The organism is Methanoregula sp., assembly GCA_041645435.1.
Classification (GTDB): Archaea; Halobacteriota; Methanomicrobia; order Methanomicrobiales; family Methanospirillaceae; genus Methanoregula.
Map to the genome: position 1 here is coordinate 454,129 of JBAZQB010000001.1, position 22,228 is coordinate 476,356.

A 22,228-nucleotide genomic window follows, 5' to 3' on the forward strand; every position below is an offset into this window, starting at 1 on the left:
TTGACGATGTTTGGTGATTTACAGAGATCCCGGGTTATTGCATATTCTGCAGCATTTATCGGACTCATAGCGCTGGGCAGCTGGATCTCCGTTCCGATCGGGTACATCCCCTTTACCCTCCAGACTCTTTTCGTTATCATGGCTGGTATAATCATGCATCGCTATGGTGCGATTCCGGTGCTGCTCTATATTATTCTCGGTGTGCTTGGCCTGCCCTTGTTCCATAATGGCATGGCGGGTTTAGGCGTGCTCCTTGGGCCAAGCGGGGGTTATCTCATCGGTTTCATTTTTGCAGCACTTATCACGGGTCTTGCCTATGAACAGAATTCAAAGCTTATCCGGATTGGCGGGATCGTTGTAGCAACTGGTGTGATCTACCTGTTTGGTGTCGCATGGCTGATGTATTCCTTAAAACTTGGGTTCCTGCCCGCGATCACTACCGGTGTACTCCCTTTTATTGCCGGTGATGCAATCAAGGCCGCTGCTGCATATCTGATAGGGCAACGAATTGCATGATCCGTATCGAGAACCTTAGCTACCGTTCACTGGCGATTGATACCCTGTCAATAGGAACGGGAGTTACTTCGGTTATCGGTGCGAATGGCAGCGGGAAGACCACTCTCCTCAAGCTCTGTGCGGGAATTACCGTGCCCGATACCGGCTCTGTCCTGATAGATAACAGAGAACCACGCAAGTCAGATATCGGCTGGGTCAATGAATTTCCGGATCGGAATTTTCTTTTCGATACGGTATCTGATGAGATAGCATCCACGCTTCGCTTTCAGCATATCTCCCCCGGCGATATTTGCCAGCGCATGGAAGAGATCCAAAACCGGTTCGGGCTTGCCCGCTTGTCTGCCCGGATGGTGCGGGAACTGTCCGGGGGTGAGAAGGTCCTTGTTGCCCTTGCTGCCGCGATGATCCAGGATCCCCGGGTCCTCGTCCTTGATGAATGCGACTCACACCTGGATGCCTGCAGCATTCAGGCAATTGACCGGATTATTCACCAGTCAGGCATACCATTTGTACTCCGCAGCACGCAGGATATGGAGCTTGCATCTTTGAGTGATCACCTTGTCTTTCTCGAAAAAGGCCGGATCCTTTTTTCGGGAACTCCGGAATCGGTCTTTGCCAAACTTGCAGATACCGCGTTTTATCCACTGTCATGGAAGTGCAGGGCATGAAACTCGTACTGGATGATGTGAAGGCAACTCTGGGAACATGGAGCTTTTCAGCACAGGGCACTTTTGATGAGGGACTGCATCTCGTTTGCGGAGATGTGGGGAGCGGAAAGTCTACGCTTGCCCTGATGATGGCAGGCCTTTTACCGGCAGCATCAGGTTCCGTTACCCGGGAGCAGGTATCGTCACTGATGGTCTCTTTCCAGTTTCCCGAATATCATATCACCGGCACAACCGTTCATGATGAATGTAAATCATGGGGTCTGGACCCGGAAACCATCCTTTCCTCAATCAGCCTTGGAGAGAAAAGAGACCGTGATCCATTGCGATTGAGTCGGGGGGAACTCAAGCGGCTTCACCTGGCCTGTGTTCTTGCAAACCCCTATGATCTCCTCATTCTCGATGAACCCTTTAGTTCACTCGATGTGAATGAGAAACAACGGATCTGCAACACCCTTTCCAGCCGTTCAAAAGGAATTACTGTGCTGTTCACTCACGAGCAGGCAATATTTCCCCGGGTCGCGCATATCTGGGAGATCCGTGAGGGCAGGCTCTGGTACTGCGGTTCGCCCCCGGATGGTCTTTGGAACTGGCACTATGCACCCCCCCTCATCCGGACATTGATAGCTGCGGGAAAAACACCGAAGAACATCTCTCCGGAAGATCTCATGGAGGCAGCATGCATGACATAAGGCTGCGGACTGGCGCAGCAACCCTTCTGTCTCTCGTAGCATTTCTCAGTATTCCCGGAGCCATTGCAGCATTCATCTGGTGGCTGCTGTTTACGCCCAATCTTCATCTCATCCGGAAAAACCGGCTGGTTCTCCCTTCCGTGATACTTATTGGTTTTTTCAGTGTAATACTCGAAATTACCGGTGGTGGAGGTATCTCGTATTTCTTCCGGATGATGGTTGTCATCCTTATCGGGGTCTGGTTACTTGCTGGTCAGAAAAGGGGGGAATTCCTGAATCTCGGCTGCTGGCTCTTTGGAAACCGGACCGGTTTTGAACTGGGCATGCTTGCTGAAATGGCTTTGCAGAACTTAAACACCCTCACCACTGACTTTGACCGGATTCGCGCTGCGGAACGAATGAAAGGAGTGCGGTCTGGAGTTCGGAGTATCATTCCGGTCGGGCGGGTCCTTGTCCACGGGACTCTCATGCGGGCAGAGGATACTGCAGAACTATTGGCAATAAGGGGTTATGTCCATGGCGGGACCTGCATCCCGGTCTTTGCCCGGAAAAAAGGAGATCTCGTAGCTGTGTTTTTTGCCATATGCGCAGCAGTCATTGCGGTCCTTTTTTGTTAGTGCATTGTTAGTGCATTTTTTATACTTTCCTGATGAATTTTTGAGAGGCTAAATCTGATCGAATTGTCCTAAAGAGGCTATCCTTTGTACTCATCAGTTCCTCATAAAGTCAAAATCACGGATACCACGCTCCGTGATGCGCACCAGTCACTCATAGCCACGAGACTCCGGACCGAGGATATGATTCCTCTCGCAGAAGGGCTTGACAAATGCGGCTTTTTTTCCGTTGAGGCTTGGGGTGGGGCAACATTCGATACATGCATCAGGTTCCTCAACGATGATCCCTGGGACCGTCTTTCACTTCTCAAAGATGAATTGAAACGCACACCCATTCAGATGCTTCTCCGTGGCCAGAACCTTGTCGGGTACCGTCATTATTCTGATGATGTTGTCGACAAATTCGTGGCTGCGGCGCATAAAAACGGTGTGGATGTCTTCCGTGTCTTTGATGCATTAAACGATATCCGAAATATGAAACGGTCAATGGACCAGGTTAAGAAATCCGGTGCCCACCTCCAGGGTACGATCTGCTATACGACGAGCCCGGTCCATAACACCGGCACCTTCATCGAGATGGCAAAGGAACTCGCTGCACTGGATTGTGATTCTGTCTGTATCAAGGATATGGCAGGGCTTATCATGCCCGAAGCGGCCCGGGAACTCATAACGGGGATTAAAAAAGCCGTGGATATCAAGGTCTGCCTGCACAGCCACTCAACCAGCGGGATTGCACCGATGAGTTACCAGACCGCAATTGAAGCCGGGGTGGACATTCTCGATACGGCAATGTCCCCGTTCTCGATGGGAACTTCACAGCCCCCGACAGAAAGTATCGTTGCCGCGCTGAAAGGAACCCCCTATGATACCGGTATTGATTTATTGCGGCTGCGGAATGTGAGAAATGCCTGTTTACGGGTTCGGGAAAAATACGGCGGGCTGCTCAATCCCATTTCAGAAAGGGTAGATTCCGACGTCCTCATCTACCAGCTTCCCGGAGGGATGATCTCCAACCTCGTCTCTCAATTACAGGAACAGGATGCCCTCAACCGGATGGAAGAAGTGCTTGCCGAGATCCCCCGCGTCCGGGAAGACCTTGGCTACCCTCCGCTGGTCACGCCCACCAGTCAGATTGTCGGGACACAGGCGGTCTTAAATGTCCTTGTCAATGGGGAACGCTACCGGAACGTTACCAAGGAAGTCAAAGACTACATTCACGGGCTCTACGGAAAATCCCCCGCACCGGTCAATGAGACGATTCGCCGCCAGATTATAGGCAATGATCCCGTCATCACCGTAAGGCCAGCCGACTTACTGGAACCCTCCTATGAAAAGATGAAAGCTGAAGCCACCGCAGCAGGTCTCATAAAAAAGGAAGAAGATGTCCTTACCTATATTCTTTACCCGGCAATAGCCCCGGCATTTCTGAAAGGGGACCGGCAGCAGGAGCCGCTTCCCAAGAAGCAGACCGTTATGCAACCTAAAACCGAAGTCCCGAACGAGATGGAAGTCGAGGTTGACGGAGAAGTATTCAATGTCCGCATCGTATCGGTTGGAGGCAACAAGGTCGATGTGACAAGTATCGCCCCGCAGAAGATCCCCCGGGGAGAGTTTGAGGGGGGAATCAAGAGCAACATGCAGGGCATGGTTCTCAAAGTCAATGTCAACAGGGGATCTATTGTCAAGAAAGGTGACACGCTCATTGTACTCGAAGCGATGAAGATGGAGAACCCTATCCACAGTCCTGCTGATGGGAAGGTTACAGAAATCTTTGTCGATACCGGAGATGTCGTCCAGAATGGCGATGTTCTGCTGGTGGTGCAATGAAATTTTTTGAAAAACTCCTGATAGCAAACCGGGGTGAAATTGCCATCCGCATTATGCGGGCATGCCGGGAGCTCGATATTGAGACAGTAGCGATCTATTCTGCTGCTGACAAGAATGCGCTCCATGTGAAATATGCAGATGAGGCATTCAATGTTGGGGAAGCCCATCCCTCAAAAAGCTACCTTAACATGGAGCGGATCATCGATATCGCCAAGAAAAGCGGGGCTGAAGCCGTGCACCCGGGATATGGGTTTCTTGCCGAGAACTATAAATTCGCAAAACTTTGCCTTGACGAGAACGTAACTTTTGTCGGACCCCGCTGGAAGACCATCAAGGCGATGGGGTCGAAGATCGGCAGCAAGAAGATGATGAGGGAGAGTGGCGTACCGGTTGTTCCCGGTACTGATGGTGGCATCAACAATATTGAAGATGCAAAGAAGATCGCATTTGAGATCGGGTACCCGGTTATCGTCAAGGCCAGTGCCGGCGGTGGCGGTATTGGGATGCAGATCGTAAACAATGAGAAAGATTTGGAAGAAGCGATCTCGGCAAGTATGCGCATAGCCCAATCTGCATTCGGAGATGCCACGGTCTTTATTGAGAAATATCTTGTCAAACCCCGGCATATTGAGTTCCAGGTTTTTGCTGATGAGCATGGCAATGCAGTCCATCTCTATGAGCGCGAATGCTCGATCCAGCGCCGGCACCAGAAACTTGTGGAAGAGGCGCCCTGCCCGATCATGACTCCGGAACTACGTGAACGTATGGCCGAGTCAGCCCTCAAAGTTGCAAAGGCTTCGGATTATTCGAATGCTGGAACCGTCGAGTTCCTCTACAGTAATGGCAATTATTATTTTATGGAGATGAACACCCGCCTTCAGGTCGAACACACCATAACGGAGTTCATCACCGGTGTAGATATTGTCAAGCTGCAGCTGGCGATTGCGGCCGGTGAAACCCTCCCTTTCGAACAGAAAGACCTCTCCATCAGGGGGCATGCGATAGAGTGCCGGATTAATGCCGAAGACCCCCTTAACAATTTTGCAGCCGATCCCGGAAAGATCGTACGGTACCGTTCCCCCGGTGGACCGGGGATCAGGATCGACAGCGGCATCCACATGGGCTATACCATCTCCCCCATCTATGACTCCATGATCTCGAAACTGTGTGCCTGGGACCGTACCCGGGCTGACACGATCAAGCGCATGCGCCGGGCAATCTCGGAGTACATTATTCTTGGCGTAAAGACCACCCTGCCCCTTCACTATGCGATCATGAACAACCAACAGTTTATCGAAGGTAATACCCACACCCATTTCCTTCAGGAAGAACATATCTTCAACACTCTCGAACGGTACACGCGTGATGAGGAGACCCGGATGCAGACCCTCGCGGGATCTTTTGAACAGGAGAAAAAAGTCGCTGCAATTTCTGCTGCTGTCAACCAGTACCTGCAGCAAAAAAAGGATTGATGGACGATTTAAAATGCCTATCAGAACCTTTAATAGTTTTTACTGCGTTTTTATTATGCACTTTCGTGCTGCGGTGGCCTAGCTGGTTAGGGCGCCAGACTCATAGGGTTTATTGAACGTTTTTACGCGTTCAGGCTTGAGATATCTGGAGATCGGGGGATCGTAACCCTCCCGCAGCATTCCGTTTTATCAGATTGTTTTTATTAGATCCCTGATAATTATACGCTCATTTTTCTTTCTGATTGTCAAATATGCGGTGAATATCATTCTTTTTTGCCTGATTTGACGATATATTTATTTACCGTTTGATCAAACACCATACGGTAATTAGGAGTGAAATGATGCTTTTAGCAAATGTAGCAGTAGGATTAATCCAGTTAGTTATTGCCATCATCTTTGCCGTGGTGGCATTGTATGTCGGCTTTGCGGTGCTCGGGAAGATCACCAAGGGCATTGATGAGGAAAAGGAACTCGCAAAGGGAAATGTGGCAGTCGGTATCCTTGTTGCCTCCGTCTTTGTTGCAATTGCGCTCGTTGTCCAGTCCGGTGTATCCGGCTTGTCCGTAGGAATCAACAAGGCACTGAGTGTAGGCATCCTGTCCGTTGATGGCCTGCTCTCCGTTGGTGTTGCATTCATCCAGCTTATTCTGGGTATTGTGCTTGCTGTTGGTGCGATCTACCTTGCGCTCAATATCCTTGACAAACTGACAAAAGGCGTTGAGGAATTTGAGGAACTCAAGAAAGGTAATGTCGCAGTAGCACTCGAGATGGCTGGCGTTATTATCGCTGTTGCTGTTATTATCCAGTCCGGTGTTATTGGCATCACAGCAGCAATCATATAATTTTCTTTTTTGTGATTCGTTAATTAGAGCCACCAATTAAGATTTTGTTTCGGTTTTTTTAAGAAGCCATCTCCATGAGAAAACTTATCAGACGTTCTTCGTGGCTTTGGTTCCACCTCCGCCCCCGCCACTGTGGCATCCCCCGGATTGCGATAACGACGTATTACCTGTAACCCGCCTTGTCCAATCACCATGCGCCCCGTCCCCCTTGGGGGACTGGTGGCGCAAGAGGGGGGTATGGTATTATCAAAATAGGCTTACTACAGACAATAAAATGTTAACTATTTGTTGATTTGATATCTGACATTAAAGGTTGGTGGCACCAAATGATGAATCACCTTTTTTTTATATCATTGTCCAATCATCGGATTTTTTTCTTTGTTATAATTTCCAGAATAAACCAAACCTCTGATCTTACGTTTTCAATCGCGAGAAAAGGACATCTGCATTAATGGAAGTAAATGGATTATTAGTAAAACAGGCTCTATTGAAATCCTTGTGGGGCACCAAAGAATCGCTCTTGGGGGTTACAGCACATCGTGCTTCCACCCCGCCGCTCGGGCATCCCCCAATGTTGCGATAGCCGTCAGAAGGTTGATGAGAAAACTTGAGGGGGTCAAGGGGATACTCCCCTTGGGCTGCCTCCCCCTTTGGGGGAGAGAGGTGGTCACCCTCCTGTCTTTAGTCGAGGACAGACAAGCAACAGAAAAGAGGATTTCAACAGAGCCGTAAAACATTATACTTTTGAGATTTCCAACTTTTGATGGAATCGCGGCGACGTTTTGTTGTCTCGTCTTTAGCCGGTCCGTTTAATTCAGCTTGGTTTTTTATTACTTCCGTACCGGTTTATTGTCTGGATAAGCTCGGCAAAGCCTTCCATCTCAAGAGCGAGCACTTGATCGCGGGTCATGCCCATACTGGTTTCAGCATCAGCAGTAAGCATATCCGGCCCACGGATCACTTCACGATCCACACCATCTCGTGCCAGTATTTCCTGTGCCTCAGGGTCAAACACAAATGCCCGTCCCGGAATGATGACCGCACGTTCAAGCGCAGATATATCGACTTTCTGAAGATCGTCTGCTGTGATGAGACACGCGATCTCCTTGCTAACCGGTATTACCGGAACTTCTGCACCACAGGCAGACAGGATTTTCTCGATATAGGGAGCTGCCACGCTCCCACTGATAACAGATGCCCTCCGGTTTACCCGGGGTAGTTTCTGTATCAGATCAGGTTCACTGATAATTGCAAAGGGAGAACCAATATCAGGATCCCACAGGGGGGTTCCGGATATCTTCATGTCGAATTTGACGCTCAAATCAGCAACAAGATCACGGAAAGATTCCACCGTCTGCACCCTCTGGTTTTTGATGATCGGACCATTTCCCAGGATCAAACCCTGATCCGTTGAGTTTGCAAACCGCATCAGGATTAATCCTTTTGCTCCACAGGCATCCAGCCATTCGCAGGTGTGCTCGAGAACCTCTCCATCATTGATCCCGGGCAGTATCACAGCAGCAGCATATACATCAGCTTTCTCACACAATCGTTCCACAATCTTTAATGATACTTCAGGAGTTCGATCATGCATGTAACGTTTGCGAAGAGCAGGATCCGATGCAAAGATCGTAAAAGATATTTCTGAAAGACCATTGTTTATCAGGAGATCGGCAATCGCAGGATCATCCCAGCCTTTACCACTGGTATAACCTATGTGAAGCGGTGCTTCCATACTGCCAAGCAGTTCAATAAGTTCGGTGAACCGGGGATAGCAGCTCGGATCCCCACCCCCGCTGATAGTAATCCGGTCGATATCTCCCCTTTTTGTCTGGAGATTCGCAAGAGTTTCTTCAGCAATAGTTTTGAGATCCTTAAATCCGCTGTACTCTTCTTTAACACCGCGAGTGCAGTAATCGCATCCTTTTTTAAATGGGAGGCAGTACCGGCACCCCAGTGGCTGGACACCCTTGACATGTTTGAAGTAGCAATATTCGCAGAAACCGCGGCAGTTAATGCCCGGGCTTCCTCCAATGTCAACAGTCAATTGGGTCATCTGTGTATCTGATCTCCGTTGTTGTGCATAAAATGTGTTTGGAAATGTGAACGCAGGTCCGGGATACAAGAAAAAAGGTTTTTCAAAGGATCGGAAGAGTCCTTGATTATCTGAAAGAAGATACGTGCTGGCGTTGATAATGGGCTGCGGTTGCGGTATCGTATCAGTCCTCCATCATGCTGTGTGCACCCTTCCCGCAGGTATCTGCGCTGGAAAAGCAAGCACCGCAGATACGGGAGAGACGACTTTTTTTAAATCAATGAATTGCGTAGCAATTACTTATGCCTGTTCCGGAAATGCCTTTTTGCAATCCTTCATGTATCCAAAAGTTTTCCTTGAATTTCTTGAAATCTGAAAAGGATACGTAACCATCAAAGATTTTTTAATGCAACAAGATCCTTGACGCCTACCAGTTTCCAGACAAGCGATCGCTCTTCTTCGCCAATTGCAGCAGGGGGGTCCAATGGTGAATGACCCAGTGCAGCAAGAATATTGCATGAAAGGTTGCGTTCAACAATAAGATCCACGAACTTTTCCCTAATGATCTTCTTCTCAATGGAGTCGTGCACTTCTTCCATGTATCCCTGGAGTGTTACAAATGTGTAGGATGAGAGATCTTTTGTGTATTTTTCGATTTCAACCGAGGCATACGGGCTTTTACGGAAATATTCGATCTTTTTCCCGTATTTTGTCGAGAGAAAATACAAAAATGAACCGTCAAAAACATACAGGAATGGTGCAATATAGGGATATTTCTCCCCCTGAAATGCAATACGACAGATGTACCCCTTCTCAATCAGACGGTCATATTCCTGTTTTTCCATCCTCGGGATCTTAATTATATCCATACATTCACAACAATCTGCATTCCCATACAAAGAAGATAAATCTTGTTAATTCTGGCAGGAATAATAAAAGATCTTTTAATTATTTCTCAATACTATAACCCGCCCGTATCCATGCCGTCATACCTCCGAGCACATTGGTCATCTTCGTGTAGTTGTGCAGGGCAAGTATGCTCGCTGCAAGGCTTCCCTTGTACCCGGCATCACAACAGATCACGAGAGGTTCTTTTTTCGGGATCTCATCCAGATGATCAGTAAGTTCCCCGACATACCGGTGATGTGCATCCTGAATATGTCCCAGTAAATTCCAGTTTTTAATATCGCGCACATCAAGGATATACGGTGATTCGGTTTCCAGGCGTTCTTTGAGCTGCTGCACGGAACAGGTAGGAAGGGTCGTGAAATCCTGCGCGGCTTTTGTCCACTGGGGAAATCCTCCCTTAACGTATCCTGCAACATTGTCGTAACCAAGCCGGATGAAATGACACTGCACGGTATCAAGAGAGAGATTAAAATCATCTACAATGACGATCGGCAGCTCGTAATTGAGTATCCAGCCCATGAACGCAGGGAGCCCCTCGCGCCAGATTGAGATACTTCCCGGAATATGTCCTGCACCAAAACTGGTGGGTGAACGGATATCGAGAATCTGGCATCCGGATGTCCTGAGCACATTAACTTCACTGATTGAAAGGGGCTTGAGATCCGGAGTCCTGTGCAGGAGCGGTGCACCTTCTTTGTTATAGTGTTCCATTTTCCTGAAATAAGGAGGGACATAGGGAGATTCCTGGATCCTTGCAGATACAAAAGCATCCTTATCAACTTGAAGCCATTTGTTGGTTTTCTTTTCATATCCTATGGTGGTGAAAGGGTGATCCGCTATCTCTCCTCCACAGATCGAGCCCGCCCCATGCGCAGGACAGATGATCACGCCATCGCCCAATGGCAGGATTTGTGTAGTGATGTTCTGATAGATTCTGGCTGCCATCTCCGCGTTACGATCCTTTCCGTAGAAATCTGTTCGGGCAATATCACCGGAGAACAGGGTATCCCCACAGAAAACCATGTATGGTTGTGTTGAAACCTCCTTATCCCTAAGGACCAGAGAAATACTTTCTTCAGTATGTCCCGGGGTTTCAAGAATGGTAAGTTCAAGAGAGCCAAATGTAAAGGTATCTCCTTGCCGGACCGGTATACCATAAGAAAAAGCCATCGCTCTACCATGGTATATCGCTGCACCGCAGCGGGAGGCAAGTTCTTTCGATCCTGTTACGTAATCCTCATTCCGGTGCGTTTCAAAAATATGGGTGACAACCAGATCATTTCTCCGCGCTATATCGAGATATATCTCACAATCCCGGCGCGGGTCAATCACTGCGGCCTGTCCTCCCGAACCGATGAGATATGAAATATGAGAAATTCCTTCCGACACAATCCGTTCAAACAGCATTATCATTTCACCATTACAGTGGGACTATATTTCCGGTTCGTAAATAGATTATGACAGAGCGGTTTCCTGCGCCAGTACAGGGGATTTCAATCTATGGAGTGATTTCTGAGGAGAACAGGGGCGGTATTTCCGCCGGACTGGCGGGATTGTATGAGTGAGCAGATCTCGTCCAATCCCACTGGTACATAACCGATTACTTCCGCACTGACATTTATCCGTCGTTTTTCCCTATTGATGAAAGGATAATGATGGAGATTGTTGTTATGGTGATGGCCGTGGATAACCCATCCTTTAAAATCCTGAGGGGCATCGGCAGGATTATGCACCAGAAGGAATGTTAACCCTTTGTAATCCAGTGTTGATGACGGGACTGCTCCGAGTTCAACATCATCGTGATTGCCTTTGATAAATGTTATGTTCCCGGTCAGTTTTTTCCGGTAATCATTGATGCTACGTGCATGTTTACCGTAGCGGAAATCACCCAGATAATAAACCCTGCTTTCGGGTAGGATTACGTAGTTCCAGTTGTCAATGAGAACACGATCCATCTCGGCCACATCGGAAAAAAGGAAGGGGCGCGAACAGTACCTGATGATATTGGCATGACCGAGATGTAAATCCGAGATGAGAAATACCTCTCCTCCCTGATCGGGTTTTCTGGTTGTCAGTTCAAATCCTGTTTTTTTACGGTATTGTGACAGGGTGTTCTGCCATGATTGGGAGGTATGGCGATTTCCATCAGCAATCCAGCATTTTTCAAGAAGATCATATTCTGCAAGAATCTTTTCACCCTGCATTACGGTAATTCTGAGCCCGGTTTCATTCAGCGTTACCGGCCAGATGATCAGCCGGGATTTTAATCCGGCTGTTTTTTTCAGCCATTTGAGAAGCCCGGTGAATAATCCCGGTTGCGTCCGGTCAATATGGGGCAGCGTATCATCGGATTTTGTAATAGCTGAAAAATAATCTTCTGCTTTCCGGGGATCGAGCCGGTTGGCAATGGTCACGTGAAACCATTTCCTGTCGCGATATGCATCCCAGACATTATAGCTGAAGGTTATCGGCATGAGTGCATCAGCAATTGCGGCAGTGAGATTTTTTAGTGCTTCTGAAGATCGGACCGAAAAAGCGATCACACTTCCATGCATACCTTCACGTTTTTCCCATCCGTCTATCATGAAAGGAACTGGATCATACCGGGATGCAACCTGTCCGATAGCGTCAAGGAGTTGCTGCGAGCTGATGCCTTCATTAAGGTTCAGGGGTCCATACAGGGTGATATGAGGATTTCTCTCCACAAATTTTTCGAGCCGGAACTTTTTGGCAATGGCATATATGGTCTCTCTAACCCGCCATTTTGTCGTCCCCAGACGGATCTCAATGAGAAATATTTCGGCCATGTAGTGCATCCCGGTAGATAATTTCTGCTCTGTAGAAAACCTTTTTTTTCACGTAATATATTGCCCCCTTCTTGCGCCACCAGTCCCCTGTTGGGGGGCGGGCGCAGTGCGATAGCCCGGGTAAGGTTACCGGTAATACGTTGTCATCGCAATGGGGGGTGCCCCCGTGGCGGGGGCAAAGCCCCCATGAACGTCAGAGTTTTCTCAATGATTTCTACAAAGCAATATTTTCTATTTGCCGTCTTTGGGGTTAAATCTTTGACCCGGAATTTGCCCGGATCAAAAATCCTATGCATTGAGCAACCAAACTATTGAGATGATGATAAACCCCAAGACCGGGAAAAACAATGGAATTACCACTCTTCTTTTCGACATGGATAATACCCTTTTTGATCTTGTCGGAGCACAGATCACGTCCTGCCACGCTGTCACAAGATTTCTTGGAACTGATGATGGTGATGAACTCTTTGAGTATTTCCTGCGCCCGGTCCGGGGATTCGAATCCCATGAAAACATTCTTGATTATATGAGTGATCGCTCACTCTCTCCGGATGGAATTTTCAAGGATGTATGCCGGATATACGAAACTGAAAAACTCCATCACATTACACCCTATTCCGGTGTAATGGAAACTCTTGAAATTCTCAAGGAACTCGGCTATCCTATGGGGATTGTGACTGATGCATGCGCAAAAGATGCCACACTTCGTCTGGAAAAAGCAGGACTTCTCCCGTTTTTTTGCGGGATGGTAACCTATGATATGGTTGGTGTAAAGAAACCCGCGCCTGATCCTTTCCTTGTTGCACTTGACATGATGAAAGCCAGAACTCACGAGGTACTTTTAGTGGGAGACAGTCCCCGCAGAGATATCGAACCGTGCAGGAAACTGGGCATACGTTCGGTCTATGCCCGGTATGGTGACCGATTTTCTGATGATCGAAGTGAGTTTAATGCTGATTTTACGATTGACGCGATGGATGAGTTACCCGGCATCCTGGCCGGGCTTTCGTAATTTGAGGGTATTACATTACAGACATACCGTATGGATGGGCTCTCGATTTTCCCGATTTTTCATCAACCAGCAGGGCGCGGTCATTTTTTTTAACGGAATACCTCTTATTTTTATTTTATATATTGCCCAAATGACCAAAACTTAAAAAGGAAACAGATATTATTTAAAAAATATGTTTGTTCCGACCCAGATTTTTTTCACCAAAGGTGTAGGTGTCCATAAGGACCGTCTTGCCTCATTTGAGCTGGCATTACGAAGGGCCGGGATAGAGAAATGCAATTTAGTGTACGTTTCAAGTATTTTTCCTCCCAACTGCAAGCAGATCTGCAAATCTGACGGGTTAAACCAGCTCCTCCCGGGGGGAATCACGTTCTGCGTTATGGCAAGGAATGATACAAACGAACCGAATCGCCTGGTATCGTCAGCTATCGGTCTTGCCCTCCCAAAGGAAGTTGAAGATTACGGGTATCTCTCAGAGCATCACGCATATGGAGAAACCCAGGAAAAGACCGGGGAATATGCTGAAGATCTTGCAGCCACGATGCTGGCAACCACCCTCGGTATCAAGTTTGATGCCAGTCTTGCATGGCAGGAACGCGAACAGATCTACAAGGCCAGCGGAAAAATTATCAAGACAAAACACGTCTGCCAGTCAGCTGAAGGGAACAAAAACGGCCTCTGGACAACCACTATTGCCGTGGCTGTTTTCCTCTGATTTTTTCTACGTTTTTTTTAAAGAGATTAATTTTTTTTCGCGAGTAAACAGAGTTTCCTAGCAAGTTCCCGCACAACAATCCGTGCCGGACTATCCGGCGGGATTTCTGAAACCGGCTTTGCAGCAAGATCCGCAGCTTCCACTTCGGGATCATCCGGAAGAATTGCTATCGGAGTTTCGTTGCCGATATCAACCGGTGCAGCACCTGACTTGTATTTGTTGAACACGATATGGATTTTGGCTGGTTCAAGTCCTAACTGGGTGGCAATCTCCCGTATCCGTGAGACCGTGCGCAACCCCCGTGCACCGGGATCACTTACAATCAACAGCATGTCGGGTTTTCCTATGGTTCCCCTGCTGATATGCTCCATGCCCGCTTCAGTATCAATAACAATAAAACGGTATTCCCGCTCCAGTTCTGTCATGCATTCCGAAAGGAGATCGTTTGCGAAACAGTAACACCCGCTGCCTTCCGGTCTTCCCATTGCAACGAGATCAAAACCCTCCGCCTCAACAAGTGCCTGCCGGAACCTGAAGCGGACATAATCGTGCCGGTTCATACCCGGGGGAATCCTTCGGGTAAACGCTTCCTCGCGCATACTCCCCAGGGTCTCAGTGACCGAAACTCCCAGTGCCTCGTGGAGATTTGCATTGGGATCTGCGTCAACGGCAAGTACTGGCTTTTCTCCAAGATCGATGAAAGAGCGGATGAGCAGTGAACTGATGGTTGTTTTCCCGGTTCCGCCTTTACCGGAAATGACAATGGTGAAGGGATGTGTTGACATGAAAAAACCTTAATTCCGGTTATCAGGTGAGGTTTGAACGAATACGACGAGAAATTTCTGCGGCAGCCTGCATTATATCTCCGGCAGAGGCGCGATCAGCAAACCGAATCCCGCAACTCGGCGTGATAAGTGACTGTTCATCGAAGAGCTGTTCGGGCATACGCGTGGAGAGCTGCGTTCGGATATCGAGATATTTACGGTACAGGGATTCGGTGGTTTCGGTTATAAAGATCCGTGAATCCGCTGGAACAATTCCCCATGCAACTACTCCTCCCCGTTCCATGTATCCGGTTATTGCGTCAGCATAGAGCAGGAATTCCTTCGATGTTGCGTAGGCATCGATAGATACAACAGATGGATTGAGCCCGAGGACAAATTCCCAATCGGTATTTGAACAGCAATGGATCCCCAATCCGCCTTCAACAAGCATTGCGATATCTTCCCAGCCGGACTTCACCGTCTCTTTATCTACAGGCACAACCGAAGATCCAAGGGACGCAAGATAGGGCTCGTTGAGGACGATCAGGGTTTCTTTTACACCGGTCTTTTTCTGCATCTCGACTTCGCACCAGCGGGCTTTCAATGCCAGCATCTTTGCCAGCACATCGGCGAGTTGTGCATCATAATAAATCGGACGTTTGTTGGCATCTACTACCTGCATACCAAACGTGACCGGACCGGTGACCTGGTATTTCAACATGCTGACCCGGGAGAGATCGTGCGTCATCATTTCAGAAAATGCCGAGGCATAATCCTTGTTCAGGGTATAAGGAGCGAAATTTTTCTCAACATAGTCCATATACACCTGTTCCATTGCAGCGGTCTGGTCTGTTGTGCTGTCAAAAAGGAGCCGGTCATCGCGTATTATCCGCCCGGGCAATTGTTCTGAATCATTAAAGACAATGCTCTCCAGTTGTCCCCGGTCGGGTAATGTCGGGATATACGGGAAGGAGGGGAATATTTCCAGCACATCGTTGCATGCTTCACGGGGATCTTTGTGGGGGAGGGCACCGACACCGGTTGCCTTTGAACAGGGAGAAGAGATCATTTTTGCCATGGTTCTTACTCCTTTGCAATACGGCAGGTATCCAGCAGTTTCTGTACCATGGGAAAAAGGGTGAGATCCGTATGAGGCAGGAATGTGCTGGAGGTGTACTCGTCCATGAACGACGACTCGGCATTCAGCTCGATATAGGCAATCCGGTAGGCAATCTCATCAAGGGTTTTTCTTTTTCGCCGGTTGATGAGTGCGATATTTGCACCGGTCACCGCCCCGTTTCCTATATTAATAATCCGGTCGATACCGATTTCCGGTATGAGACCGATAATCGTGGCATTCTTTTTGTTGATGTAATTGCCGAATGCACCTGCGAAATAAATGGTAGTAATTCCACGACGGGTTATGCCTGCCAGGTTCATCAGGGTCAGGCAGGCTGCATGCACTGATGCCTTACTCATGATCAGGTTTTTGATATCATTTTCAGTGATAACGATATCTTTTCCTATATCGGTCTCGGTTGCCCACGCAACGACAAATTCGGGAAAGTGGCCGGTGGTTCGTATCCGTGGGTTGGTAATACTGGTATTGATGCGCCCGGTGCGGTCGATAATACAGGTACAGAGAAGTTCTGCCAGGAGGTCGATAAGCCCGGATCCGCAGATGCCCCGGGGTTTTATGCCATTAATTGTTGAATAAACCGGATTTAAGGTTCCCGGTTCGATGGTGAGTTTTTCAATCGCACCCGGGTTTGCCCGCATACCGAAGAGCACCTCACCCCCTTCGAGCGCAGGACCGGCTGCGCCGGCGCACGAGAACATCCACTCGTTGTTCCCGAGTACAACTTCAAAATTGGTACCGATATCGATCAGGAGGGAGATCTCTTCTTTCTCGCTCATGCCGCAGGCAAGGATATCTGCGATGATGTCCCCGCCAATAAAATCACTGACTGCAGGAAAGACAAAAAGCCCGCCATTTTTGTTGCATGCAATACCAATCCTGCCGGTTGCCACTGAAAGTGCCCTGCGCACTACCGGAACATACGGTTCGGCGATCATATACGCCGGATCGATGCCGAGCAGCATATGGGTCATAACCGTATTTCCTGCTACCACCACTTCGTAAATATCTTCCCGGTCGATTCCCGCGGTATTGGATGCAGAGGTGATAGCCGCATTGATACTCTCGGTTGCAAGTGCCTGGAGTTTTGCAAGCCCGTTTCTGCGGGCAAAATTCACCCGGGCTAATATATCCTCGCCACAACTGATCTGCCGGTTGTAATTCGATGCAATTCCGGCTATTTTACCGGATACCAGATCCCAGAGGTATACGACAATTGTAGTGGAACCCAGGTCAACTGCTGCACCATAGAGTCTTTTCGATGTGTCGTTTTCCTGCAGGTCCACAAGGCGGTATCCTCCCGGAACGAGAGAGATCGTCCCGGTGGATTTCCATTCGGAATGGCGCAGGATTGCCGGGATCTCCCGGAGCACTTCTAACGGAACATACATCTTTTCAGCAACCGGACCCCCGTTTTTCTGGATGCCCCAGAGCAACCGGGAAAGGTCCGGTGATGGATCGGAAAGTGTAGGGGGCTGGAGTTCGACGTAATATTTCCTGACTGACGGGTGAAATTCAATGGCGGTTTCCTGGCCGTCAATGAGAATTTTTTGTTCCTGGATCAACGTACTCTCAGGAATGAACACCTGCAGATCGCTATCGATTGTTGTTTCACAGGCAAGGCAGGCGCCCCGTGCACGCTCATCATCGGTTAAAAACCTCCCGTATTTCTGCGCATCAAAGCTGGTTTTTCCCGACTGGACATAGACAATACATTTTCCGCATTTTCCCTGGCCCCCGCAGACTACGTTGATGTTCAGTCCGGCCCGCTGGGCAGCATCGAGGATTGTACTGCCCCTGGCGATCTCAGTTTTACGATACCCGGGGAGGAATGTGACCGTTCGCATTTATTGTTTCCACTCCTCGTGAAGATACTCCCCAATTTCGGCAGCGTCACGAGGCCCGACCAGTACTTTCCACCCTGTTGCCTCTTCGATCCGGCCCGAGAGTGGTGATGCATATCCCGGGATTATCAGTTTTCGGTGGGACACTTCGTCTTCGACAGCGAATTTCTTTATCGAGTCTTTAACCAGCATCTCACTCAGTTTTCCCGCAGCAACCGCTGTCAGCACTGAGAGTCCTTCTGTGTCGACAATCAGCATGAAGCAGGGTAAGCGCGTGGATTCGAGATACCCCTGGAGGGTGAAGAACGTAAGCGAGAAGTTCACCGTCATCAGGACAGGGGCGTCCTTTCCCGGGTTGCCTACACGGTACAGCCCCGGATTCATCTGGATCGGTTTCTGGGGATCGGTGTATATATTCTGGCGCAGGGTCAGTGCAGCTTCTGCCGCTGCATAAGAGAGCGGGGAAGTAACAATGACAGACGCATATTTTGTAATTCCCAGTGCAACAGCTGCATCCGGTAGTTCCATGACGGATGCATCGAGAAATACCGGGTACCCTAGATCGGGAGCTGCCCGGGTTATGGCAAGTTGTCGGATCGCGGTAGAACGGACAATAAATGCCTGTAACGATTCCGGGGAAAGGTCCAGAATAAGGTCCTGCACTCCATCTGCGGTACAATCTTTGGTCATCTGTGCAAGTTCTTCAATTGTCTTACCCTTGACCACCAGCGGACAACCATGCTGTTTTGCCAGTGCACAGAATTCCTTACGATTTTCCAGTGTGGCAGCATGAATAAGCGGACGATAGGTTCCGCAATACGTAAGGGCCGCTGACAGAGCTGCAGGATTGGCCGTCATCAGTACAAGGGGCAGGTCGGCGGTCTTTTCAACAGTTTCGACAGCCCGGGCAAACGTATCTGCAGAACCACTGGTATTTTCTATGGCTATTCCGTTAAACCGGAGGTCCGCACCTACCCGGGTAAAAAATTCATCCCGTACACGCGCTGTTACCGCGGAAATCTCTTCCGGGGCCCGGGTGTCGGCAATCTTGAAAATGATTCCCGGTGGATGGTAAAACGTCTTTTCATGACGATAGAGTACAAACTCTTCACCCACTGCAAAGGATCGTTCACCAATGCCGAGTTTTACCAGCCGGATTGGTGGGCGCGTTGTAGCACCCAGTACTGATTTGGCAGCATCGTCGAGGTAAGGGCAGAGGTCGACATCCGCTTTTCCCCCGGCAAGTTTCATGGCAAAGGTCAGGCAGGTAGGGTCACCGCATTCCTTGCAGTTTTTCTTGGGCAGGAGTTTGTAGATGTCGAGTGCCTTGAGAGCCATATTATACCTCCCCTGCCGCCGTTTTTCCGGCATTAAGGCTGGCGAACGCTTTCCTGAGCAGGGGAATTGTTCGGGGATGCCGCACGCAGATGATTTCTGAACCGGCAGCGGCAGCGGCAAGTCCGGTGGTAAATTCCCATTGGACAGCGATATCGTCCTGAATCGCGGGGTCTGCTTCACGGACTTCCTTTACCGTCAGGGTGTCGATTGCAGAACAGATGATCGGCATGGCAAGATCGGCATCGCCTTTCAGTGCTGCGAATCGGATTCGCTCCATTGCCGAATAGGAATACTCAAAACCGTAGCCTAACGATCCGGTGTACGGATCGATAATGATGTGGTCCCGTAAAACCCCAATCTCCTTTAACAGGATGTTGAGCTGTTTTGCCAGATTGACATCAATAGGGGACTGTGCAATCACCGAATGGTTGTAGGCCATGGCAGCAGCAGCAATGCTCCGGTACCTGCCCGCTTCAGCAGTTCCCAAAAGGAGGCGTTCTCCCTGGCCGGCTTCTCCGCATTTCAGGAACACCTCGCTGTCAATTTTTGGTTCATTGCTTCCCTCAATAATAAGGGGCAGGCTGGTGCCGGATAAAACGGTTTCTACGGTTTTTCCTACGGATGCGATATCGGAAAAATCCCGTTGCCGGGTGCTGGTCAGGTACAGGCGGATCATGTCTGCCCCATAGACAGAATCTGCTGTAAATGCCCATTTCCCGCAATCATTTACTATATCCCCGCAGTAGTTCCTGACAATCGGGGACCAGTACTGGGGATTATCGCAGATCTCAAAGGCGATGAGCGGGGCAGAAGAACCCGGTATCCGTTCAAGAAAGGGAAGTGTTTTTCCCCCTCCAATCCGGTAAGAAATTCTCCGGGTGCCCCCGTCTGTTTTTGTGGCGCCGAGCACTACTTCGGTAATCGTGTCACTCCAGCCAAAATTCAGATCAAATCCCATGATAGCATCACACCAGGGGTTTCATGGTCAGGGCCGGATGTTTTACACTTTCAAGATATACCATGAGATCTTCGATTGTTGCTGCTTGTGTCTCATCAGCGATCTTGTCAAACAAGTCCGGCCTGCCCTGATCGGCCAGTATTTTCACCAATCGCGGCTTGAGTTCTTCTTTAAGTTGTGCGGGCATCCAGACAAGGCGTTCGATGCCACCTTCACCTTGTAAGAACCGGTCTGACAGGATATACCCTTTTGAAATTCCTGCAAATCCCGGTGTCTGTGCACCGCCACCGATTGTACCGGCAAGGGTGGAAAACGACATGCCCGAAGGCGTCAGTCCTTTGAATTCCCGGTTCACCACCATGATCCCGTTTACCTCCGGAAGCATCAGGGCAATGCATTCAAAACACCCGCAACAGGTCATCGGGTATTCCATTACGCTGTAGAGCGAGCACCGGTCAACTTCTCCATGGCTGGCTTTCCTGACAAACCGGTTGACCCCCTCAAATTCACCGTTCTGGGCATTGATCACCGATCCTTTCTCGATTGGCTGGTTTGCACCGGCAGGTGATATCTCGAACGCTATTTTACCGTCCAGCCAGCTGATGGCCCCGCACAAGGCAGGGCGCTCGGGGGTGATCACGCAGACATGGTTCGGCGCAAATGTCTGGCAGAGCGTGCAGGAATAATAGGTGCTGACATCGCCATCACGCATGTCCTTGATGCGGGCATCCCGCTCATCATAGACCCGTTCTGCTTCCTTCTTTGCTGCCAGTACTTTTTCCTTATCTGTTATGAGCGTGACCGATACGGCATCCAGCAACTGGGGAAAATCCATGCGGAACTTGCTTGCGAGAAGTTTGCCGAGATGCTCGATCTTCACGCCTTTTGCTACGGCTTCTTTCGATAACCTGACCCAGATGAGATCCCGCTGGGCTACATGCCATGATCCTTCACCGTAATTGACAAAATTATGAATTCTTCTCTCGAGAACCGGTTCATAATCTTTTTTCATGGTTTTGCCGGCAACTTCAATGATAATTGCGAGCGGGTTTGCAGATCCTTCTTTCAGGGAATCGATCTCGGGACCAATAACCGTTACCTGCCCGTCAGTGATCTCATCTGCATTTTTCATCCGCAGCAGTTCAAACGCCGGTGATCTGCCTCCACCAAACTCTACATACATTTCCTCTTTCCGGATACTTTTTCCTTCAAAGGCGGGTGAGCAACCCATGGGAATGGGGATGGCTGTCACATTGACACGAATGCCTTTTAATTCCATGCCTTTGCTGACAATATCCTGGGGAGTTGCAGAAATCCATACGCCTCCAGAATATTCTCCCAGCGACAGGATGGGAAACCCAAGCACTCTCATACCATCGACAAGTGCAATTTCTTCATCGGAAAGACCGGGAAGAACGATAACAATGGCCTTCGCACGTTCCGTTGCATACCCGATAAGCCGGTGTATATCCCCGGGGGTAACCCCACCAAACATCATGGCTACACGTGCAATGATATCAACAAAGTGCACACCATACAACGCATTTGAACCGAGGGGGATAAGACGATAGTCAAGACCCAGTTTTACACCGGCAGCAGATAAAGAAGGTACGACCGGGCCGGCAAGGAACGTGAGCATATATTTTTCCTGGAGTTCGCGGCAGATGGCTGCAGCAGAACCGGCACTTTGGGGTGATCCGACAATCAGGGCAAGGCCAAGGATACTTCCGTCAACAAGAGAATACCCGAGTTTCCGGATTATACTATCGCCAATAAAACCTGTGAAGGGCGCCTCTTCTTTACCCTTAAGTGCAGTCTTACTTGCAAGAATGCATTCCGACGCAACGAGTAAGTTATCCTGCGTACGGGAAAAAACATCCAGCGATGCATTACTGTCATGTACCGGTATGCCAGTAAGTGCGTAGGATATGGGGAGGTGATAGGCAGTATCCTCATAGGAAAATGTTCCCTGAATTTTCATTATTGCTGTTTTTAATTGCAGGTCGCCATTTTTTTTGGCCAACTCAACGTCGGTCATTGTCAAATTCCCTCGAATATATCGTTTCCCTGTTATACAGAT

General features: G+C 49.1%; 19 protein-coding genes and 1 tRNA gene. 10 read left to right on the forward strand and 10 right to left on the reverse strand.

What is annotated here, in order from left to right; translation table 11 throughout:
* Positions 1–6: 6 nt before the first annotated feature.
* The 8 genes from WC593_02200 to WC593_02235 all read left to right on the forward strand — a co-directional run bounded on the left by WC593_02200 (position 7) and on the right by WC593_02235 (position 6,628).
* Positions 7–516 carry a biotin transporter BioY gene (locus WC593_02200; GenBank protein ID MFA4823950.1) on the forward strand — a complete coding sequence of 170 codons (510 nt, stop codon included), beginning with the start codon at positions 7–9 and terminating at the stop codon, positions 514–516.
* Positions 513–1,184, forward strand: coding sequence for an energy-coupling factor ABC transporter ATP-binding protein (locus WC593_02205; GenBank protein MFA4823951.1), 672 nt, complete (start codon positions 513–515; stop codon positions 1,182–1,184). Before WC593_02200 ends, WC593_02205 begins: the two co-directional genes overlap by 4 nt.
* Complete coding sequence (locus WC593_02210; protein MFA4823952.1) at positions 1,181–1,873, forward strand: energy-coupling factor ABC transporter ATP-binding protein; 693 nt, start codon at positions 1,181–1,183, stop codon at positions 1,871–1,873. The genes WC593_02205 and WC593_02210 overlap by 4 nt, the downstream gene beginning before the upstream one ends.
* Positions 1,861–2,490: a hypothetical protein gene (locus WC593_02215; protein ID MFA4823953.1), complete on the forward strand. Its 630-nt coding sequence runs from the start codon at positions 1,861–1,863 to the stop codon at positions 2,488–2,490. The genes WC593_02210 and WC593_02215 overlap by 13 nt, the downstream gene beginning before the upstream one ends.
* An 84-nt stretch (positions 2,491–2,574) precedes the next feature.
* A complete protein-coding gene (gene oadA / locus WC593_02220) occupies positions 2,575–4,314 on the forward strand; it encodes a sodium-extruding oxaloacetate decarboxylase subunit alpha (protein MFA4823954.1) in 1,740 nt (579 codons plus the stop codon).
* Positions 4,311–5,786, forward strand: a complete 1,476-nt coding sequence (locus tag WC593_02225) for an acetyl-CoA carboxylase biotin carboxylase subunit (GenBank protein MFA4823955.1) — start codon at positions 4,311–4,313, stop codon at positions 5,784–5,786. The genes oadA and WC593_02225 overlap by 4 nt, the downstream gene beginning before the upstream one ends.
* Positions 5,787–5,853: 67 nt before the next feature.
* Positions 5,854–5,965, forward strand: a tRNA-Met gene (locus WC593_02230).
* A gap of 159 nt (positions 5,966–6,124) precedes the next feature.
* Positions 6,125–6,628, forward strand: coding sequence for a DUF350 domain-containing protein (locus WC593_02235; protein ID MFA4823956.1), 504 nt, complete (start codon positions 6,125–6,127; stop codon positions 6,626–6,628).
* A gap of 814 nt (positions 6,629–7,442) precedes the next feature.
* Here WC593_02235 and mmp10 read toward each other — a convergent pair.
* From mmp10 to WC593_02255, 4 genes are all read right to left on the reverse strand, one after another.
* Positions 7,443–8,684 carry a methyl coenzyme M reductase-arginine methyltransferase Mmp10 gene (gene mmp10, locus WC593_02240; GenBank protein MFA4823957.1) on the reverse strand — a complete coding sequence of 414 codons (1,242 nt, stop codon included), beginning with the start codon at positions 8,682–8,684 and terminating at the stop codon, positions 7,443–7,445.
* Between the two features lie 371 nt (positions 8,685–9,055).
* On the reverse strand, positions 9,056–9,532 hold the full coding sequence (locus WC593_02245) for a pyridoxamine 5'-phosphate oxidase family protein (protein ID MFA4823958.1): 477 nt from the start codon (positions 9,530–9,532) through the stop codon (positions 9,056–9,058).
* Between the two features lie 79 nt (positions 9,533–9,611).
* Entirely contained in the window at positions 9,612–10,979 is a 1,368-nt protein-coding gene (locus WC593_02250; protein ID MFA4823959.1) for an MBL fold metallo-hydrolase, read from the reverse strand.
* A gap of 86 nt (positions 10,980–11,065) precedes the next feature.
* On the reverse strand, positions 11,066–12,379 hold the full coding sequence (locus WC593_02255; GenBank protein MFA4823960.1) for a 2'-5' RNA ligase family protein: 1,314 nt from the start codon (positions 12,377–12,379) through the stop codon (positions 11,066–11,068).
* A gap of 316 nt (positions 12,380–12,695) precedes the next feature.
* On the opposite strand from WC593_02255, the gene WC593_02260 reads away from it, so the two are divergent.
* Both WC593_02260 and WC593_02265 read left to right on the forward strand, forming a co-directional pair.
* The gene (locus WC593_02260; protein ID MFA4823961.1) at positions 12,696–13,391 is read left to right on the forward strand and encodes an HAD family hydrolase; all 696 of its coding nucleotides are present in this window, start codon (positions 12,696–12,698) and stop codon (positions 13,389–13,391) included.
* Between the two features lie 172 nt (positions 13,392–13,563).
* Positions 13,564–14,106, forward strand: coding sequence for an arginine decarboxylase, pyruvoyl-dependent (locus tag WC593_02265; GenBank protein ID MFA4823962.1), 543 nt, complete (start codon positions 13,564–13,566; stop codon positions 14,104–14,106).
* A 26-nt stretch (positions 14,107–14,132) separates the two neighbouring features.
* Here WC593_02265 and WC593_02270 read toward each other — a convergent pair whose 3' ends face one another.
* Genes WC593_02270 through acsB form a run of 6 tightly spaced genes read right to left on the reverse strand, consistent with a single transcriptional unit; the run spans position 14,133 to position 22,186 of the window.
* Entirely contained in the window at positions 14,133–14,891 is a 759-nt protein-coding gene (locus tag WC593_02270; GenBank protein MFA4823963.1) for an AAA family ATPase, read from the reverse strand.
* A 22-nt stretch (positions 14,892–14,913) separates the two neighbouring features.
* Positions 14,914–15,948 (reverse strand): hypothetical protein, encoded by a 1,035-nt coding sequence (locus tag WC593_02275; GenBank protein ID MFA4823964.1) that lies wholly within the window; start codon positions 15,946–15,948, stop codon positions 14,914–14,916.
* Positions 15,949–15,953: 5 nt separating this feature from the next.
* Positions 15,954–17,855, reverse strand: coding sequence for an ASKHA domain-containing protein (locus WC593_02280; protein MFA4823965.1), 1,902 nt, complete (start codon positions 17,853–17,855; stop codon positions 15,954–15,956).
* Positions 17,856–19,190, reverse strand: coding sequence for an acetyl-CoA decarbonylase/synthase complex subunit gamma (gene acsC / locus WC593_02285; protein ID MFA4823966.1), 1,335 nt, complete (start codon positions 19,188–19,190; stop codon positions 17,856–17,858).
* 1 nt (position 19,191) lies between these two features.
* Positions 19,192–20,148, reverse strand: coding sequence for an acetyl-CoA decarbonylase/synthase complex subunit delta (locus WC593_02290; protein ID MFA4823967.1), 957 nt, complete (start codon positions 20,146–20,148; stop codon positions 19,192–19,194).
* A 7-nt stretch (positions 20,149–20,155) separates the two neighbouring features.
* The gene (acsB, locus tag WC593_02295) at positions 20,156–22,186 is read right to left on the reverse strand and encodes an acetyl-CoA decarbonylase/synthase complex subunit alpha/beta (GenBank protein ID MFA4823968.1); all 2,031 of its coding nucleotides are present in this window, start codon (positions 22,184–22,186) and stop codon (positions 20,156–20,158) included.
* Positions 22,187–22,228: the final 42 nt, after the last annotated feature.

Excerpts from the sequence above, each read along its gene's own strand:
- WC593_02215 (MFA4823953.1), top strand. The coding sequence starts at position 1,861 with ATGCATGACATAAGGCTGCGGACTGGCGCAGCAACCCTTCTGTCTCTC.
- WC593_02255 (MFA4823960.1), bottom strand. The coding sequence starts at position 12,379 with ATGGCCGAAATATTTCTCATTGAGATCCGTCTGGGGACGACAAAATGG.
- WC593_02245 (MFA4823958.1), bottom strand. The coding sequence starts at position 9,532 with ATGGATATAATTAAGATCCCGAGGATGGAAAAACAGGAATATGACCGT.
- WC593_02205 (MFA4823951.1), top strand. The coding sequence starts at position 513 with ATGATCCGTATCGAGAACCTTAGCTACCGTTCACTGGCGATTGATACC.
- WC593_02250 (MFA4823959.1), bottom strand. The coding sequence starts at position 10,979 with ATGCTGTTTGAACGGATTGTGTCGGAAGGAATTTCTCATATTTCATAT.
- WC593_02210 (MFA4823952.1), top strand. The coding sequence starts at position 1,181 with ATGAAACTCGTACTGGATGATGTGAAGGCAACTCTGGGAACATGGAGC.
- WC593_02290 (MFA4823967.1), bottom strand. The coding sequence starts at position 20,148 with ATGGGATTTGATCTGAATTTTGGCTGGAGTGACACGATTACCGAAGTA.
- mmp10 (MFA4823957.1), bottom strand. The coding sequence starts at position 8,684 with ATGACCCAATTGACTGTTGACATTGGAGGAAGCCCGGGCATTAACTGC.
- acsB (MFA4823968.1), bottom strand. The coding sequence starts at position 22,186 with ATGACCGACGTTGAGTTGGCCAAAAAAAATGGCGACCTGCAATTAAAA.
- WC593_02270 (MFA4823963.1), bottom strand. The coding sequence starts at position 14,891 with ATGTCAACACATCCCTTCACCATTGTCATTTCCGGTAAAGGCGGAACC.
- WC593_02280 (MFA4823965.1), bottom strand. The coding sequence starts at position 17,855 with ATGCGAACGGTCACATTCCTCCCCGGGTATCGTAAAACTGAGATCGCC.
- WC593_02260 (MFA4823961.1), top strand. The coding sequence starts at position 12,696 with ATGATGATAAACCCCAAGACCGGGAAAAACAATGGAATTACCACTCTT.
- WC593_02200 (MFA4823950.1), top strand. The coding sequence starts at position 7 with ATGTTTGGTGATTTACAGAGATCCCGGGTTATTGCATATTCTGCAGCA.
- WC593_02265 (MFA4823962.1), top strand. The coding sequence starts at position 13,564 with ATGTTTGTTCCGACCCAGATTTTTTTCACCAAAGGTGTAGGTGTCCAT.
- WC593_02275 (MFA4823964.1), bottom strand. The coding sequence starts at position 15,948 with ATGGCAAAAATGATCTCTTCTCCCTGTTCAAAGGCAACCGGTGTCGGT.
- acsC (MFA4823966.1), bottom strand. The coding sequence starts at position 19,190 with ATGGCTCTCAAGGCACTCGACATCTACAAACTCCTGCCCAAGAAAAAC.
- WC593_02235 (MFA4823956.1), top strand. The coding sequence starts at position 6,125 with ATGATGCTTTTAGCAAATGTAGCAGTAGGATTAATCCAGTTAGTTATT.
- WC593_02225 (MFA4823955.1), top strand. The coding sequence starts at position 4,311 with ATGAAATTTTTTGAAAAACTCCTGATAGCAAACCGGGGTGAAATTGCC.